Consider the following 16,970-nt stretch of genomic DNA (forward strand, 5'->3'; position numbering starts at 1 on the left):
GAAACCTCATGGCGTCAGGATGTGACTGGCTGCTTGATTCTGATTTCTCAACTTCTTCCCATAGCGACCCTTGGGAATGTTATCCGTCCACTTGATTACTCTCGGCACCTTATATGCCGCAAGTCTCGCTGAACAGAATCTGATAATATCATCGGCTGATACCTGGGCATCCAGCGGCACGATCTCCGCAATCAGCTTGCTGCCATAGTATTTATCGGAAACACCATATACAAGTGCTTCTTTAATGCCGTTATGGAGCAGCAGGACTTGTTCAATCTCTGCCGGATTTACCAAATGTCCGCCGACATTGATGTTATCAGAAAGCCGCCCCGACAAATACAGATACCCAGCCTCATCCAACCTTCCCAGATCACCCGTACGTACCCAACCCTGTTGAAAGACCTCTGCCTGCAACTCGGGCTGCCCGTAATACCCGCACGATATATGAGCGCCGCTGACCCATATCTCTCCTTCCTCTCCATGAGCAACCTCGTGCCCCTCCGGGTCAAGCAGCCGAATAGAAACTCCCAGATGTGGCTGTCCCACCGAATCTCTGATCAGTTCTTGCTCATTTGAAGGATTATAGGCAATTGCCCCACCTTCGGATGAACAGAACAATGAACGGATAGACTTGCCCGACAGCTTATAAAAGTCCTTAAAAGTCGCTGCGTCCAGATGAGCAGAGCAGCTGATGCACAGTCTCACTTTATCCCAAGCTACACTTGACGATGACACGACTGACTCATTAAGCAAGGCATACATATAGGGAACCGCAAAAAGAATCGTTACCTCTTTGCGATTGATCTGCTCGCAAATTCTAGCAGGCATTGTTCCCTTCGACATGATTAATGTAGCACCGGCACAGAGGGCCGGTAGGACTACAGTGGTTAGCGTCGCGGGCAGCCACGGCGAAATCGGTGTGAACAGCTTGTCGTTTGCAGTAATTTCAAGCCCTCTACAGATGGCCATTACATTATTGTAGATGGCCCGATGGCTAAACTGTACGCATTTAGGCGGTCCAGTCGTTCCTGAGGTATAAAAATTCAAAGCAATATCTTCATCAGACTGCTTATCTGCCTGTAAAAAAAGCGTTGCAGTCCTAAAAATAAACATCGGTACTCTGAGTACGAGCTCAAGCTGACTGCTGCCCTCCGAATCAATTGGATCGCAAATTAAATACTGACAATGGCTTGACGAGTGCATTCTCTCCAGTTCCGGTAAGTTATTCACAGGTTCAAATGGGATCGGAACGGCTCCCGTATGCCAGCATGCAAGCCACAGCATGATAAAAGCAGATTTGTCTGCAACGGCTAAGGCAACTCTGTGCCCGGGCCGGATCCCCACGAGATCCAGCTTCTCACTACTGTGCTCCAGTTCCTGCCGTAGCTCTTCATAAGTGATCGTTGATCCTTCATAATCAATGGCCGTAAGCCCTGGATTATTCGAGCAATTGAAATAAATCAAATCCAATATGGAAGAAGTGTTCACTTAGAATCCTCCTCAGCTAGAAGCACTTGCATATTTTTTCACTGCTCGTTTAAAAAACGCACTGGCTAACATTAGCAAAACCGCAGCTAGCAAGCTGCCTCCGAATAAATAGGACAGGCTTACCCTGCCCACTAATGCTTCTGCAGGAATGGAAACGATAAAGGCGACAGGAACGATCCAGGTAAGCGCCAATTGGATTGGTTTCTGATATACATTGACCGGAAATCTACCCATCTGCATGATACTGTCGAATATACTCAACATCGGACTTCCGGCATACCAAAACGCCAAAGAGCTTAATAACAGCAGTATTGAGTACAACAGCAGTAAAGCATTGCAAATGGCCCATACAAACATCAGACAAGTGGATATTCCTATCGCTTCTTGCATTTGAGAAACGCCCAGCACCATCACCGCTACTCCCACCATAACATCAAACAGATTAAGCGGAGACCAGTATCTCGTGCTCACATAAAACTGGGTCTCAATCGGTTTGAGCAGCGTTAAATCAAATCCTCCAGTCCATAGCTCTCCTTCCATCCCGGCTAATGAGCCAAGGCTTGGACCAACAAATAGATTTTTCATTGCCAAAATAAAATAGTACACGCCCGATAATGCCAGCGTATCCGCAAAAGTCCAACTGTTAAGCGAATTTGTGTTGGAAAAGAGGATCGCGATCCCGCCAATCGTCCCGGTTAAATTAATTGCGGTATACAAAATTTTGATTAGAAAGTCACCGCGGAATGACGCTTCCTTTAGAAGCGCTGTAGAGAAAAACAATCTCAGCAAACGCATATATCTCAGCATGTTCCCTACCCTCCCACGGCCATGTATGCACGAATCCCTTTTTTCCACACTAAACGGTTACATAATATGATAACGACCGCCCAAACGAATTGAACAATTATGCCAAAAACAAGCTGTGAATGATCCAACTTTCCAAGGGAAAACTCTATCGGAAAGCTGATCATATATTGAAAAGGCAAATAATCCGAGATATCCTGCATAAATCCCGGAAGCAACGACGAAGGCGCTACCTGTCCGGCCAGCAAAAATACCAGGGTGTCATTAATAGAAAGTAAGGACTTGATTTTATTGGTGAAAAATGCAAACAGGGAAAGTGTATAGGCCAGCATAAATCTGATTATTTGAGCCATGAGAAGAAGATAAACGGCCACCAGCAAGTCCAGACCGGATATAGCCAGTCTGAAGTTCAAAAAAATGGCAGCCACACCGGCAACAAATATAACAAAAGGCATACAGACGATTTTGACAGCCAAATCTGATGCAACCACATCGTAAAAAGGCGATATCGGCCTCAATAATACAATCGACATCTTGCCGCCATAGATTTGATCGCCGACCGTCCAGTGTGATGTAGGGTAGGTCAGCTGGTTCACAAGAATTAACAGAATATAATACCTCACAAAATCCTGCTGAGTGAACCCGGTTATGCTTCCATCTCCCGCAGCAACGGTCCAAACAAACATATAGATGATAGGTCCCATCATCCAACCAAGCGTCAATGTCCAGAAGAAACCTTTCTCAGCCATAAACCCGAACATAGTCCTACGTATCAGCGCAAAGCCTCCGCGAAAATTCAAAGGAGCCTCCCCTCTCGATACACTTCATCAATTACCGAATCGATTGGAGCATCATTGATTGTTACATTTCCAATGCAATAGCTATTAAAGATTTCTGAAACAATCTCAGGTACAGCTTCCTTCTGAATCTTAAACAATACGTAGCTTTCCGCAAGCTCCATGACCTGCAAGCTGTCAGTAAACTTCTCCTTTAGCTCTTCAATTGTGCCCGTTACGTCTTCATCCATAAAACTGACTTTGAGAATGCGGTAGGGAGCTATTTTACCGCTCAGCTGCTCCAGAGATCCGTCGTATAACAGCTTGCCTTGATTGATCAGCACAACCCGTTTACAAAGGGAAGAAATATCCTCCATATAGTGACTGGTAAGCAGGATGGTTGTCTCATGTTTTTGGTTATACTCCTTGATAAAACTGCGAAGCCGCAGCTGCATGCTAACATCCAGCCCCAAAGTAGGCTCATCCAAAAACAATACACGTGGCTGATGTAACAACGCTGCTGTTAATTCACACTTGGAGCGTTCTCCCAAAGAGAGATTACGTGCCTGATTCTTAAGCAGATGCCCTATATCCAGTAGTTCTTTTAGCTCGTTGAGTCTTTGTTTAAAATCAGCATCAGAGACTCCGTATATTTCCTTCATCACAAAGAAAGAGTCCTCGACCGTAATATCCCAGGTTAACGTCGATTTGTTCCCCATTACCATACTGATGTTGCGCAGAAACTTATGTTGGCGTTCCCACGGTTTGAAGCCATAGACGGAAATGTTGCCTGATGTCGGATACAGGATACCGGAGAGCATCTTCAGCGTGGTTGTCTTTCCCGCGCCGTTAGGTCCGATGAACCCGACAATTTCTCCCGGCTCAACCCTGAGGTCGATACCTTTTACCGCCTCAACTTCGTTGTATTCCATTTTGATCAGACTTTTGAACGCATGCTTTAACCCATGTTCTCTTACAGGGACGCGATAGACCTTTCTCAGATTATCAATAATAATGCCCTCGTTCATTGCTGCCCCCTTAACTCTGCGACCACACTTAAGAATACAGCCAAAACATAATCGATCTGCTGATCAGTCAAATTGGGATAAATCGGCAAGCAGATATGACGCCGACAATAATCATCCGCTAGCGGATATTCCCCACTGAACTGTAGGGAAGCAGCGATCGGCTGCCTATGAAGCGGCGTTGCATATACCTCCCCTTGGAGCGAAACGCCTTTCTCCTTGAGTCTGTCCTTCAAATCGGAACTGTCAACGTCTAAAGGCACTATAACAATGTACTTATACCAACTGCATCTGTCCTGCGGCATCACAATCTCGAAATCAGGAAGATTTTTCGTAAAGAAGGAAGTATAACGGTTGGCGATCGCTTCCCGTTGTTCAATGATCGCGTCGAGCCGCTCAAACTGGGTAAGCGCTATCGTTGCTGTGATATCACTCATTCGATAATTGTTGCCAAGCGAGGTGTGGTAAGTCTCCCAAGGCTGGGGCTTGCCATGATTGCGGAACATTCTTAGCTTCTCAGCCATTGAATGATCGTTTGTGACAATGATCCCTCCTTCCCCCGAGGTAATGATTTTCGTGGCAAAAAAGGAATAACTTCCGGCAATTCCGAAAGCTCCCGCACCTTTTCCGGCCATCCTGCTGCCATGTGCATGAGCGGCATCTTCAAATAACCAGAGCCCCTGCTCATCGCACCATTGCCTGATTTCTTCAATCTCCGGTGTAACAATTCCGCCAATATGTACGATAATAACCCCTCGGGTACGACTCGTGGCCTGCTTCTTTATTTCAGCCAGCGACACCGAAAATGTACGGGGATCAATATCAACAAGGCGAACATGCCCTCCGGCAAACAGGACACTGGAAGCCGTGGCAATAAACGTATTTGCCGGAACCAGCACTTCCTGCCCCTTTACTTCGAGCACTCTCATTACCGCTTCAATCGCACTTGTACCCGAATTAACCGCAATGGCATGAGTAACTCCTACATACCGGGCAAAACGTTCCTCCAGCTCCTGTACATACCTACCCTGACTCAACGCTCCTCTCGACAGACAATCATCAATTCGCTCCATAATGATACGCCGCTCCTGCTCAGAAAATGCAATATCGAGTGCGGGTACATCCATAACACCTTGTGTCAACTGCATGACGAACCTCCTCTACCAGTCATAGACTACAGTTTTCCCTTCAAAAAAGCCTTCCGCCGCTTGCCTGATAAATTGCTCCATATGTTCCGCATGAATATGTTGGGCAATTAGGCTGGTTACTTCAAGCTCTTGCTTCCCAATTCTGCGAGAGATTTCCTGAATACGGTCATGCGTTATGGATTCCTTAAGTATTCCAGGTCTTGTCAGATCAATAAATTGTATGTGCTGGTCTGGTGGATCGTTTTTTAAAGCCGAATGCCGTTGAACCTGCGAGAGCAGGTCCGAATCAAGTGCAACAATGGCTCTCTCCTCGCAGTCCCACACACCGCTATTTAACCCGGCCCAAATCTCATCCTTTGCCTCCTTCTTTTCAACAATGAAGCTCAAATCTTCATCCTGCTCAAGCAACCTTAATAAAAGCTTTCCTAGCAGTCCCATTCCCCACAGTTCCACCGTTTTAATGCCTTCATCTGCCAGCTCTTCACACACATTTAGTGCCACACAAAACATAGGAACAAACGCAGCTGTCACAGGGTCTAAGTCGTTGGAAATAAAGATCTGACCATCCACCCCACTGTGCAGAGGGACACATACATCCTTTGTATAATGAGGAGAAAACACAAGAGCTTGGCCTACGCGATGCTCTGCTCCAAGCCCCGCTTTAGTCACTACTCCGACACTGGAGTAAGGATAATGCCCTGGTAAATGGCATGCCCCATGAAAAAGCTGCAAGCAGGATGGGTCCTTTACCGTTCCCGTTAAAGTAAAACGATTGGTAATGAACAATTCATTAGGACCCGGTTCCGCCTTGCGAGCAGCGGTGAAGTGTACACTAGGCTGAAGCCCCGATTCAGTGAACTTATTGTACATAGCCGAAATAACCGTCTCCTTACTGTTTATATATGGTCAGGTATCCAGGTATAACGTCCGCCCACCATAGGCGAGTGGAAATTCGGCATCCAGCCATGTGCTGTAAACTCGCCAGCCGAGTCGAAACCAACCACAAGCATCGCCTTTCCTTCATATTTGCCGTTGGTAATCCACATCTTTGTCCTTATATCCGGTGTTTGTCCTGTCAGATGCCTCATGCGGGCGACAAATACCAGATACCGCTCCAGACTCATTCCCAATTTTCCGGTTTTCTTGTATGTACGCTGTATTTCCACAGCCGTCCGATCCAGCATATCCGGTTCGGTTGTCCGCGGAACGGTGAACCAGAAATCCTCAATTTCCGGAGTTGCTGCGACCAGTTCACTCTCCAGCGCCCAATTGCGGATATTAAACAAGCAGCCTAATTGCTTGCGACTGACGCCTTGGGGAACACATAAAATGATCTCGTTTCTTCGGTCCGCTTCTTCTAATTCTTCTCTCGTAAACTGCGGCATCCGAAGTGAAAATTTTCGCTGGATGATATATTCGATTCCTAATGTTCTGTACCAATTCTCCATCTCGCTCCGGATGTATTCCGGAGAATATGTGTCGTGGACATCGCTTTGAAACCTGAACATATCCTCCTTCTGAAGCAAGTGCTCATCGAGCATGACGCCAATCGTATGCAGCGTTTGTTGTCTTAATAGCTCCTTCTCAATCATCGCCCAACCTCCTGTACTGTGTTCAATGCCGACAATATTTCAGGTATGACTGTAAAAAGATCGCCTACGATCCCATATGTGGAGTAATCAAAGATAGGTGCATTGCGATCCGTATTTATTGCAATTATCGTCTCCGAATGATGCATCCCAACCTTATGCTGCACTGCCCCAGACACTCCGCAGGCGATGTACAGTTTGGGCTTGACCATTTTACCTGTCAGTCCGACTTGATGCATACTATCCATCCATCCACATTCTACAAGCGGTCTGGTAACCGCTACTTTCCCCCCAAGCGCATCGGCGAGCGCATAGATTAAACGAAGATTGTCTGCGTTTTGAATGCCTCTCCCGGCAGCAACAATAATTTCTGTAGTCTCGATGTTCTCCTTGCCCGCGGCTTCTTCAATTACTCCCATAAACTGCAGGACTGAGGAAGAGCAAGAATACAGGGAGCTTAGATCAACAATCTTGCCCTGCGCGACGTGTGCGGTCTCAGCAGCGGAATAAAAATTGGTTTTTACAGTTGCCATTTGCGGCCGTCTTGCCGGTATTTTTATCTCAGCGAATTGCTCGCCCATTTGCGTCGGTCTGGTAATAATAAAATCCCCGTGATCCGGTCCCATCTTCAAATCGATGCAATCGGCGCATAGCCCCGTCCGCAGGCGAACTGCGACTCTGGGGAAAATAGACCTCCCCCATGCGGTAGCCATACCTAGTACGACAGACGGTCTTTGATCCCGGAGCACCGCAGAAATCAAATTATAATGAATATCTTCGGCGTAACGCTGTATTCCCGGTTTGTTCACCATCCACACCTCATCTACTCCCCACTGAAGCAGACGCTGGGCTAGGTCTTCTATACGCTCTCCGACCACCAAAGCGTAAATGCGCTGGGCTCTCATAGCCTGCAGCTGTTTTGCTGCGGTAACCAGTTCCGGAAAATATGAAGAGAGAGCGCCTTCAGCATGTTCCACAACAAGGCAAATACCCTCATGCTCAGGGTACGGTTGTCTGGTCTCCTGTGCCCTGTCTTTCATTATAATGGCTTGGTTAGGACAGCAAGACGTGCAGACTGAGCAATAAGTACATGCCGCAACGTCGATACGCAAGCCCTCATCCTCATCCTTGATTGCAGCGGCGGGACAGCGTTTTAAACACAGGAGGCAATATGTGCATTGTTCCTGATCAATCCTAATCATCCATTTCTAACCTCGCTGATTTTGCTGATTATCGGCTCCAATACCCGTAGATATTCATCGCTTTCTAGCAAAATCCCCTTTCTTTCGGAGTGCTGTTCGTACACTGAAACTACTTCAGTAGCCGAGCCTGCCAAACCAACCGTCTGTGGGTCAAGGCCAAGGTCATGACAGGACCATACCAGAATATCCTTGGTTCTGGCATGCAATTTGGCAGCAATTGTTAGCGGTTTCAACTCAGAGACGGCTGTCATTCCACCAATACTCAATACTGCCGGAAGCCGGCAAGACTGTCTGGTTGTTACCCCTTCGTCATGCTGGCGGTGGAACAATACCTCATCGGTCGAAATATCCTCAAACCGTGTTACATTTATCGCGTGGGGGATATCTAGATACTCGCCGATTCCCGGACTTACCTGACCGGTATCACTGTCGGTTGAATGGCTGCCGGTCAGAACCAGATCACATCCACCAAGCTTCTCAACAGCACGAGCCAGTACCAGCGATGTCGCCAATGTATCCGAACCGGCAAAAGAAGCGTCGCTGAGCAGGACTGCCTCATCGATTCCATAACCCATAAACTCCTGCAGAGCCGTTTTACAACCGGGAGGGGCCATGGAAATAAGAGTTACATTAGCATTACAGCTATTCTTCAGCTCCAATGCCACATGGATGGCTTGCCGGTCCGGATAGTTTAGCTCAAAGGTTGCCTTCGGTGGCGGTGAGGCCGAGATCTTACGGCCATCAGCAATGCCACGCACATCGCCTTTGTTCACGTGTGCAATAAACTTTAAACAAACCACTATTCGCAATATATCGCTCCTCCCATCACATTCTGCTGCTTTTTTATCAGAGAAACGTATGTCAAAATGTTTCCAAAAGTACTATTCTTCGCCAGATTACCATTTCCCTTTATTATCATAATATGATTATCATCACATAATTGGAATGAACAATTATTATAGTATAATAATGTCATTTATTTCATTTTCATTTACATATAAGGGGAATATGGAGGTGTAAATTGAGTAAAATTACTTTACCCGTTTCCGATCCACTAATAAATACTTCCAACGCCTATGGGACTTTGTTTTCTATTATTTCTTCGGATAACCGCATATGGCCCTGGGTTTATTCCAACTTCATTCAGCTGAGATATGTAACGGATTGGGAAACTTACTTTTTTGACAATCATGAGCTTCTTGTTGATTATTGCCCATTTCTCAATAAGTTCATATTGCCTAGAACCATCATTTCCAAGTGGTCTTCCTTTACGGATTTTGTAGTAGACTCTATCAACGGCGATTGCTATGTATGGTGCCATCTCGACCGGTACTTTATATCTGCATTTCAGGAGTTCGGCCAAGAGCACCGTTTTCACGAGACATTAATTTACGGCTACGATCTTGATCGCCAAACAGTCTGCATTCGGGACAATATTACGGGCGGTAAATTTATGACCGCTCAATGCACCTTTTCCGAACTGGAATCCGCCTTTGACTATCTGTCCGGGGAAGAAAATTTTATTACGCGTGTAACTTTGCTTAGCAAAATCGATGCAGAATTTGATTTAAACGTCGAACAGATTGTCGACAGCTTGCAGCGATATCTATCCTCCAAGCGCTCATTCGATTTTATTAACCATACCACTACCAGCATCTATGGACAAAGTGTTTACCAACACCTCATTTATCAAATGGAGCATCCTAAAGAAGATGACCCTGAGCTTGACATTAGAGCCTATCATTTGCTGTGGGAGCATAAGAAGCTTATGGTTTTAAGACTTAAATATCTCCAACAAATAAAACTCCTGCTGCAAAGCGACCGATGGATTGAGCGTTGTACTGAGCTTGAAGAACGCTCTCTTCTGAACAGAAATATGGTGCTTCGGTATAATCTGTCCATGGACCCCAAGGTGCTAGACGCACTCAAACATTCTCTGTTGACCATACAAACAGACGAAACCAAATTATTGGGCGAAATAATAAGCGCGCTCGGCTCCAAGGGATGAATTGGAGAATTAGCAGCAGTTGGAGGGACAATTATGCAGACGTTGCAGACGTTAGAAATGGAATATTACTATAATTCTGCAGGGGAGCCTATTGCAGAGGTACAGTCACTGGGAAACTGCTATACCCGTAATATTTTTTTCATGCTAAAGAGGTATGTCAATGATTCTAGCGTATTGTACAAGATGTTTTTAGATGATTTTAATCTGAAATTAGTTACCCATACTGACAGTGACCAGTTTGAATTAAGCTTGAACGAGATCAAAGATCCCGAGGATTATATAACAGTCGCTAATAAACATACTTTTAGCAACAATGCAGAGGCAGCCATCCAGACGATAGAGACACTGTTAGCAAATAACGAAGTCGTATTTGTCAATACGTTAATGAAACGAGTCCCCTTTTATAGAACATTTGAATTAAACCCGGCTCTGGAAACAGATCATATTGTGGATGGGCATATATTTTTGATCCTAGGGCAGACGGCAACTGATTTTTATTTCTTGGACAATTATATAAATTACAACAAAGAGTATTTCAAGCCTTATCCGCATAACAAAAATATCGGTCAAGATGCCAAAACTTCGTTTATGGATGCCTACAATCGGCAGTTTTCCTGTTTCACAGTACATCCTAATCAAGATGAGCTTGCTGAATTGCCAGCCCGAGCCTCGCTCATTTTAAGAACCGCACTATCGAATTATTATAAGCCGCCCTCTTGTACCGAAGGCCGCCTGGAATATATCGGACGATCAGCCATCCAGGAACTGAACAATCTGTTTGCAAGTGGACGTTTCATCCTCAATACAAAGATTTCAAACCGCCCCCATGACCTTTACTCTTTAACCCGGACGACGCTCACCCGTCATTCAGATAGGAAAAAAGTATTGCTGTTGCTGCTGAATTCCTTAGCAAATCCTAATGCTCTCAGCGATGTCATTCATTGTGCTCGGCAAAGCATCGAACAATGGGAACTTTTAAGGAATGTTATGACCAGGCAGTATATCATGAATGAATTTACACTTACTGACCAGATGGAAGAATACATGGCCTATGTCCTTCATGCGGAAGACCTGTTTTATCATTCCATTGAAAAAAACATCGATAATTTATGCCAAATATAGGATATAAGCGTAACGCCTCATCCTAGAAAAAAAGAGACTTGTCAAATAGACAGGTCTCTTTAAAGTATTTACCGCATTGCCACTTATCACGGCTAATAACAACTTCGCTAACGACATGGAAGGAACGGAGGGTCCGGGTAAGGCTTTTGCTCATATCCCCCTCCATCCTCCACCCCTTTAAGTCGCTATTCGGGCTTACACACTAGTCAGAATAATAGGCTCACCTTTAGTCACGATAATCGTATGTTCAAACTGCGCTACCCGACCGTTATCTACAACACTTAGCGTCCAGCCATCCGATTGCTGCTCAACATAGTCCGCTCCAGTCGAGAGGAAAGGCTCTACTGTAATTACTTGTCCTTCCTTCAGTACTGTGGTCACTCTTGGATTATAGAAGGGTAGAATTTCAAAAGGCTTCTCATGCAGTGATTTGCCAATTCCGTGGCTGCACAGATTACGCACCACTCTATACCCGCGTTTCCGAGCTTCTAATTCCATCATTCTGCCGATCTCGTTAACCTTCATCCCTGCCCGCAGATGATTGATTACACTCATCATGGTTTCCTCAGTACTCCGGCATAAACGCAGAATATCATCGTTATAGGGCGGCAGTTGAAAAGAAACGCCAGCATCCCCATAATACCCATTCAGCTCAGCAGAGACATCAATGTTGATCAAATCGCCAGCATTAATCACTCTCGGACCCGGAATACCATGAGCAACCTCTTCGTTCACACTGATGCAGGTGCTGCCCGGGAAATTATAAGTTATCTTCGGGGCTGAGGATGCTCCGAAGCTTTCCAGAATCTCAGCTCCAATAAGATCCAACTCCGCAGTCGTCATCCCAGGGGTTACTTTCTTTTTCATCTCGGCGATGGTGTGGCCCACCACTTTTCCAATAGCTTTTAACCCTTCTAAATCTTGTACCGTATCACTTGTCATCCAACACACATTCCTCTCACTTCATGAATTAATCAATTGTCCAGCCTCTGAAATGCACTCCCTACCCACTGAAAAGTATCTTCCACTTGTTTGCCTGCTGCGTTATCGTAGTAACTTCTCTTGAAGCTATGCTCATCAACTTTATCCAGCTTTATGGAATACCGCTCAGGACTGCTGATAAACAGCTGATTTTCAGGTTTAATAGGCAGTTCTTCTATCACGTTATTTCTTCTGAGTGTAAAAAGCTTATAGAAATAACCGTTACTCGTTCCATATTGTCCGATCGTAAAATCGGGATCACCATCTCCATTATAATCCTCAAACTGAAGCTGGAAAAAATCATTAAAGGTCTGGGCAAATTGATCATTTAACGGATAGCTACTCAGCGTTTTCCCTTGTTCATCAGTCACAACTAGTCTAAATCGGCCACTCCAGTTTCTTCCCGTTAACGGACTGGGTGTAGTCCAATCTTCGCTATATGTCCCCTCTAGCAGTTGCAGATTTAAAAATCCCGCTCTGCCTGTGACCGGAGACAGTTCATTATGTGATAGGGTTACTGGACCTGTTACCTCGACAGAAGTCTCCACAGGGTCTGCCTGTTCAATGTTCTCCGTATCGATTGTTCCATAAATGAGCTTTCTTAACTGGTCAGAGTTTTTCACAGGAATCGTGTAGCCCTGACTGCTGTTCTCCGCTGTAGTAAACATCCCTTCATGTCCAAGTTGATCTCCAAGCGCTATGTAATAGTCTTCCGAATAGCCGTCCCCATAAACAAGCTTCATTTCAAATTCCGGACCCCAATCCAGATCATCAGAAAATTTTTTACTCTTGTTCATAGCCTCCGCAAGCGTCTTGATCAAAACAGAATCCTTTAGCGTTAAGCTCTCTGAGTGCAAAGGACGATCCGCTTGTTTCTGATCACTAGTTGCCACGGGTGTCAACGACACGCCTTCGATCCATCTGGCATTGATGAAGCCCAAATCACTTTTACATCCGCTTAACACTACGACCAATAACAAAGGTGCTATCCATATTAACCGCCTAATGCGAATCGCCTCCAATACATAAGCATATTCCAATTATAACAGTGTCTATAAATATATAAAAACGACTTTACTAACACGCGATTAAAAAAAGACTACAACCTGCTTATTAAAGCGTGGTTCTAGTCTTAAAATGACAATTGATTAGATTGCTCCCATCGTTTTGAGCCAAGCATCCGCAATAAGTGCATGACCTGCAGGAGTAGGATGTACTCCATCATATGCCCAGTAAGCCGGTTCTGCTTTTACGGAGGCCGCTGCAAAAAGTCCATCTAGCGGAACCAGCGGCGCCCCATATTCACGTGCCAGCTCGCGGACAATATGAATTTTAGGATCAAGATCCTGACGCCAAGTTCTACGATCTTCCGGTACAGGCAAAACAAAAGGCTCTATAAGAACTAATTTAGCATCCAAAGATTTCTGAGTGCGTTTAATCAGGTCCCGATATGAAGCTTCAAACTGCTCGGGAGTGGTTTCTTCACCAGAATCAAAACGGCGCCAAGTGTCGTTAATTCCAATATAAATGGACACCCAAGTCGGCTTCAAATCCAGGCAATCCTTATCCCAACGCCCCTGTAAATCAACAATACGGTTGCCACCAATGCCACGGTTAATAAAAGTAAGATTCTTCTCTGGATATAAATACCCCAGACGAGCGGCGACCATCATTGCATAACCCACTCCAAGCGATGAAGCGTCTTCATGATTACGTCCCCAGTCTGTTATGCTGTCACCTTGAAACAGAATGACATCGTTTTGTTGGAATATCATAAATGAAATCCTCCTCTAACTACCTCTGTTAATATAACCCAATCTATTATATCAAATACAATGAATACAGCCTACTACGAAACATCAATAATGCAAACATTTCACTAAAAAAACAATAACAAAAACCCCGCTCAGATTCGAGCAGGGTTTAGGGTTAAACTATATTAGTAAGCTAGGCTGAACAATCCTTTAATGTGGGACAAGTAACGAATATTACTTGCTTCCTTCATCAGAGTTGCAGGCAAGCCTTTTAACGGAGTAGAACTTGCACCAACGATGGCTACACCGTCTTTACGGCCTAAGCTAGCAAGCGTACCAGAGTTGATTGGGCTAAAGCTTTCAAACGATTTATTTTTCAAGAAGGCATACAGATTGTATCCGATCAATTCACCCATTTGCCAAGCGATTTGAGCAGTTGGAGGGTATGGACGTCCATCTTCTGCAAAGACCACCGCGCTGTCACCAGCAACGAATACATCTTTGTGGGAAGTGGATTGCAAGAACTCATTCACCGTTGCACGACCGCGGTTAACTTCAAGACCGGATTCGCCGATGAGTGGATTTCCTTGTACGCCACCAGTCCATACAAACGTGTTAGCAATAATTTTTTGACCGTCTTTCAAGTCAATCGCATTGCCTTCTACATTCGTAACAGGAAGACCTGTCAAGAATTGTACACCACGTTTTTCCAAGCTTGCTACAGCACGTTCGATCAATGCATCTGGCAATACTGGAAGGATTTTAGGACCTGCTTCAACGAGCATAAGCTTAATTTCTTTAGGATCAACGCCATATTTTTTAGTAAGTGTAGGCAATACATCCGCGATTTCACCAACAAGCTCAACGCCGGTTAAGCCGCCGCCACCGATCAGGATGTTTGCATCTGCTTCATTTTTCGATTTCGCATATTCACGAATACGATCTTCAATATGTTGATGAATTTTGTTAGCATCTGCAGCTGATTTCAATACCATACTGTATTGTTCAAGCCCTGGAATGCCAAAATAAGCTGTAGTGCTGCCAAGACCTACAACAAGCGCATCATAAGTAAGTGTCACACCATCAGAAAGAACAATTTGTTTGTTCTCCACAGAAAATGAATTAACCTTCGCGATTTTCAGGTCAATATCTTTACCTGCGAAAAGCTTAGTTAGAGGCATAGCAACAGCACCCTCTGCAACACTACCTGCTGCAAGACGATGCAATTCTGTGATGATTTGGTGGGTAGGATACTGATTAACTACAGTAATTTTAGCTTCATCTTTTTTGAGATACTTGCGTACGGTTAAGGCGCTTAGTAGACCACCATAACCTGCTCCTAGAATGACAATATGTTTAGACATGATGTTTCCTCCGTCCCTTACGAATAAGATATGAAAATGATTATTTCTGCTTACTGCGTTCTCCAGCAACTTGAAGGTATGCATTTACGAAACGGAAAAGCTTTTGTGCTTGTGGATCTTTCAACAACTTCATAAGACCAAAAAGACCAATAACTTCGTTACTTTCATTCGCACGATCTTTTGCTTCGATCACTGTAGCTGCCATATTCTTCGCGGAATGCACTACAGGTTCAGCAAGTTCTTTAATTGCACTTACCGTATCACTTTTCAAGACATCATCCGCTGCGACAGTTTGCACAAAGTCATAGGACTTTGTAAGCACGCCAACAAGCTCAGTTAATTTTGGCAGCTGTTCCACCAAGACTGTTAATGATTCCTGAACTTCTGGTTTCAAGAGCTGCTCTAGAACATCCATTTGTTCCTTGCTAACAGCTACTTTTGGTGATTCTTGTTCAGGTTGTGTTTGAGTGATTGATTCTGACATATCCAAATCTCCTCTGCAATAAGCTTTGCTGCTTAATAGTAATGAAAAACATAAGAACTTTTAACGCCATATTTCTATTATAGCACTTATCAAGTTATAAATGTCACAAAGTTTTTGAATTTCCATAAAATTTTGTGATTTTTATTACATTATAATAAATTATTTAAATTACCAGTGTTAATTAAAACCGTTTGAGTGAATTAATGTACAAATTCATTCAAATTCTTCTCAGTTTTCAACAAAACATCCACAATGTCCATATTCTTCTCTATTAGAAGTAACCTGAAATAAAGAGAACGCAGGAAGTTCTTTGTATTTATTCGAGTAACATACTGGCTGTGGCTTCTAGGCCAACTGCCACATTGCGCCAAGTTGAGAATCCACTCGGTTATAGACTGCTGTGGAAGTAAATGATGATCGATGATTGTAACTATAATAGTAGCAATCCGTTCATCTTCTTCCTCCCTGAATATGTATTGATCGTTATAAAGCATCTTTTGAACAACTGTCAGAACCTCTTCCCGCACCTCGGCATCACTCTCCGAGCATAAAACCAGCTCATCCAAGGCGTCTGCGCCATGGGCTGCTGCGTGTGCCCAGCCTTCTTTTTCCATATAACCTCTTAAATCCCGTTCTTCCTTATAATAACGAATTAAACCCTGCTTCACCTTTGTAAATTCAGAGCTATCCAATATAGCCTTTTCCCTATGCCGCTGGAGAATAAGAGCAACAACCAATACAGAAAATGTTCTTGTATACACCGTCTGATCTTCTTTGTTCCCAATGTGATAAAATAGATGCTGCTCGTCAAGGAGTATCCACAGCAGTTCACGAAGCTCCGCATCATTAAACCAATGTTTCTCATTAATCCATTTGTAGAATGTGGAATAAATCAATTCATCACGCAGCACAGGCTCGGGATCTCCTAAATGCTCAAGCATCAACTTCACATAATCCTTTATGTCCTGTCCACTTCTAAGCTCGTAGTCATTCTCTTCGATTCTTTGTAAATCTATCATCAATCGTTCTCTACTATTAATCAATTTATCCACCCTTTCATTCACCGTGTTTTTACATATCCTAATATCCTAATTTATGTCCTATTTTTTGACAACAGGGTATTCAAGATTAACTTCAATAAATTTTATCATTGACGAATTTTATAGGCTGTGTTATTTTTAGTTAGTAACATTTAGTTAGTACATTTACAAATATCAGGTGTTTA

The 16,970-nt window shown here is 44.2% G+C and carries 17 protein-coding genes; 2 read left to right on the forward strand and 15 right to left on the reverse strand.

The genetic code is table 11. The annotated features are described in order from the left end of the window. Positions 1-6: 6 nt before the first annotated feature. Genes NST45_RS15595 through NST45_RS15635 form a run of 9 tightly spaced genes read right to left on the reverse strand, consistent with a single transcriptional unit; the run spans position 7 to position 8,832 of the window. Positions 7-1,488, reverse strand: coding sequence for a class I adenylate-forming enzyme family protein (locus NST45_RS15595; protein ID WP_076100701.1), 1,482 nt, complete (start codon positions 1,486-1,488; stop codon positions 7-9). Between the two features lie 12 nt (positions 1,489-1,500). After that, positions 1,501-2,295, reverse strand: coding sequence for an ABC-2 family transporter protein (locus NST45_RS15600; protein ID WP_036685913.1), 795 nt, complete (start codon positions 2,293-2,295; stop codon positions 1,501-1,503). Positions 2,296-2,300: 5 nt separating this feature from the next. After that, positions 2,301-3,092 (reverse strand): ABC-2 family transporter protein, encoded by a 792-nt coding sequence (locus NST45_RS15605; RefSeq protein WP_036685911.1) that lies wholly within the window; start codon positions 3,090-3,092, stop codon positions 2,301-2,303. Further along, positions 3,089-4,096, reverse strand: coding sequence for an ATP-binding cassette domain-containing protein (locus NST45_RS15610; protein WP_036685909.1), 1,008 nt, complete (start codon positions 4,094-4,096; stop codon positions 3,089-3,091). Before NST45_RS15610 ends, NST45_RS15605 begins: the two co-directional genes overlap by 4 nt. Beyond that, the gene (locus tag NST45_RS15615) at positions 4,093-5,241 is read right to left on the reverse strand and encodes a DegT/DnrJ/EryC1/StrS family aminotransferase (protein ID WP_052096964.1); all 1,149 of its coding nucleotides are present in this window, start codon (positions 5,239-5,241) and stop codon (positions 4,093-4,095) included. Before NST45_RS15615 ends, NST45_RS15610 begins: the two co-directional genes overlap by 4 nt. Before the next feature lie 12 nt (positions 5,242-5,253). Further along, positions 5,254-6,111, reverse strand: a complete 858-nt coding sequence (locus tag NST45_RS15620) for a hypothetical protein (protein WP_076100702.1) — start codon at positions 6,109-6,111, stop codon at positions 5,254-5,256. 26 nt (positions 6,112-6,137) lie between these two features. Then, the gene (locus NST45_RS15625) at positions 6,138-6,833 is read right to left on the reverse strand and encodes a hypothetical protein (protein WP_036685905.1); all 696 of its coding nucleotides are present in this window, start codon (positions 6,831-6,833) and stop codon (positions 6,138-6,140) included. After that, positions 6,830-8,032, reverse strand: coding sequence for an electron transfer flavoprotein subunit alpha (locus NST45_RS15630; protein WP_038570091.1), 1,203 nt, complete (start codon positions 8,030-8,032; stop codon positions 6,830-6,832). Before NST45_RS15630 ends, NST45_RS15625 begins: the two co-directional genes overlap by 4 nt. Then, positions 8,029-8,832, reverse strand: coding sequence for an electron transfer flavoprotein subunit beta/FixA family protein (locus tag NST45_RS15635; RefSeq protein WP_249267739.1), 804 nt, complete (start codon positions 8,830-8,832; stop codon positions 8,029-8,031). The genes NST45_RS15630 and NST45_RS15635 overlap by 4 nt, the downstream gene beginning before the upstream one ends. 221 nt (positions 8,833-9,053) lie before the next feature. Here NST45_RS15635 and NST45_RS15640 point away from each other — a divergent pair, with 221 nt between their 5' ends. Continuing rightward, the gene (locus NST45_RS15640) at positions 9,054-10,040 is read left to right on the forward strand and encodes a hypothetical protein (protein ID WP_076100704.1); all 987 of its coding nucleotides are present in this window, start codon (positions 9,054-9,056) and stop codon (positions 10,038-10,040) included. A gap of 33 nt (positions 10,041-10,073) precedes the next feature. Further along, complete coding sequence (locus NST45_RS15645; protein ID WP_036685899.1) at positions 10,074-11,162, forward strand: hypothetical protein; 1,089 nt, start codon at positions 10,074-10,076, stop codon at positions 11,160-11,162. A 195-nt stretch (positions 11,163-11,357) separates the two neighbouring features. On the opposite strand, the gene map is transcribed toward NST45_RS15645, so the two are convergent. The 6 genes from map to NST45_RS15675 all read right to left on the reverse strand — a co-directional run bounded on the left by map (position 11,358) and on the right by NST45_RS15675 (position 16,788). Continuing rightward, the gene (gene map, locus NST45_RS15650; RefSeq protein ID WP_076100706.1) at positions 11,358-12,104 is read right to left on the reverse strand and encodes a type I methionyl aminopeptidase; all 747 of its coding nucleotides are present in this window, start codon (positions 12,102-12,104) and stop codon (positions 11,358-11,360) included. Positions 12,105-12,136: 32 nt separating this feature from the next. Continuing rightward, a complete protein-coding gene (locus NST45_RS15655; protein WP_141118534.1) occupies positions 12,137-13,123 on the reverse strand; it encodes a hypothetical protein in 987 nt (328 codons plus the stop codon). A gap of 168 nt (positions 13,124-13,291) precedes the next feature. Next, positions 13,292-13,918 (reverse strand): SGNH/GDSL hydrolase family protein, encoded by a 627-nt coding sequence (locus NST45_RS15660; RefSeq protein ID WP_076100709.1) that lies wholly within the window; start codon positions 13,916-13,918, stop codon positions 13,292-13,294. Positions 13,919-14,082: 164 nt separating this feature from the next. Beyond that, positions 14,083-15,261 carry an NAD(P)/FAD-dependent oxidoreductase gene (locus NST45_RS15665; RefSeq protein WP_036685891.1) on the reverse strand — a complete coding sequence of 393 codons (1,179 nt, stop codon included), beginning with the start codon at positions 15,259-15,261 and terminating at the stop codon, positions 14,083-14,085. A gap of 40 nt (positions 15,262-15,301) precedes the next feature. After that, positions 15,302-15,745, reverse strand: a complete 444-nt coding sequence (locus NST45_RS15670) for a DUF1641 domain-containing protein (RefSeq protein WP_036685888.1) — start codon at positions 15,743-15,745, stop codon at positions 15,302-15,304. Between the two features lie 200 nt (positions 15,746-15,945). After that, a complete protein-coding gene (locus NST45_RS15675) occupies positions 15,946-16,788 on the reverse strand; it encodes a DUF2785 domain-containing protein (RefSeq protein WP_339826178.1) in 843 nt (280 codons plus the stop codon). Positions 16,789-16,970 lie beyond the last annotated feature (182 nt).

The sequence above is a fragment of the Paenibacillus sp. FSL R7-0163 genome (assembly GCF_037969975.1).
Taxonomy (GTDB): Bacteria; Bacillota; Bacilli; order Paenibacillales; family Paenibacillaceae; genus Paenibacillus_AQ; species Paenibacillus_AQ odorifer.

Excerpts from the sequence above, each read along its gene's own strand:
- NST45_RS15600 (WP_036685913.1), bottom strand. The coding sequence starts at position 2,295 with ATGCTGAGATATATGCGTTTGCTGAGATTGTTTTTCTCTACAGCGCTT.
- NST45_RS15610 (WP_036685909.1), bottom strand. The coding sequence starts at position 4,096 with ATGAACGAGGGCATTATTATTGATAATCTGAGAAAGGTCTATCGCGTC.
- NST45_RS15615 (WP_052096964.1), bottom strand. The coding sequence starts at position 5,241 with ATGCAGTTGACACAAGGTGTTATGGATGTACCCGCACTCGATATTGCA.
- NST45_RS15620 (WP_076100702.1), bottom strand. The coding sequence starts at position 6,111 with ATGTACAATAAGTTCACTGAATCGGGGCTTCAGCCTAGTGTACACTTC.
- NST45_RS15625 (WP_036685905.1), bottom strand. The coding sequence starts at position 6,833 with ATGATTGAGAAGGAGCTATTAAGACAACAAACGCTGCATACGATTGGC.
- NST45_RS15630 (WP_038570091.1), bottom strand. The coding sequence starts at position 8,032 with ATGATTAGGATTGATCAGGAACAATGCACATATTGCCTCCTGTGTTTA.
- NST45_RS15645 (WP_036685899.1), top strand. The coding sequence starts at position 10,074 with ATGCAGACGTTGCAGACGTTAGAAATGGAATATTACTATAATTCTGCA.
- map (WP_076100706.1), bottom strand. The coding sequence starts at position 12,104 with ATGACAAGTGATACGGTACAAGATTTAGAAGGGTTAAAAGCTATTGGA.
- NST45_RS15660 (WP_076100709.1), bottom strand. The coding sequence starts at position 13,918 with ATGATATTCCAACAAAACGATGTCATTCTGTTTCAAGGTGACAGCATA.
- NST45_RS15665 (WP_036685891.1), bottom strand. The coding sequence starts at position 15,261 with ATGTCTAAACATATTGTCATTCTAGGAGCAGGTTATGGTGGTCTACTA.
- NST45_RS15670 (WP_036685888.1), bottom strand. The coding sequence starts at position 15,745 with ATGTCAGAATCAATCACTCAAACACAACCTGAACAAGAATCACCAAAA.